Annotated in this window: 1 protein-coding gene; it reads left to right on the top strand. The window is 67.9% G+C overall.

Annotated features, from left to right (window positions below):
• Positions 1–234 (top strand): hypothetical protein (locus ACPYOM_RS24000; RefSeq protein WP_481347903.1); only part of this gene is annotated, 234 nt, incomplete at both ends.

Genomic DNA, 234 nt, shown 5'->3' with positions numbered 1-234 from the left:
CCCCCCCCCCCCCCCCACACCCCACCCCCCCACCCCCCAGATTACTACGCGTCGCGTGGGCTCGGAGATGTGTATAAGAGACAGGGACGGCACCGAGATCATGGTCGTGACGCCGGTCGGCTCCCCGTGCGGGCGCAACCTGCGCGAGACCGGTCAGGCCAGCCAGACGCCGTCGCGCATCAGGGCTGTCTCTTATACACATCTCCGAGCCCACGAGACGCGTAGTAGTCTGGG

This window comes from Monashia sp. HAY1-2A (assembly GCF_056755315.1).
Note: the sequence above shows the minus strand (reverse complement) of the source record. Positions and strands in the feature narration are given on the sequence as shown.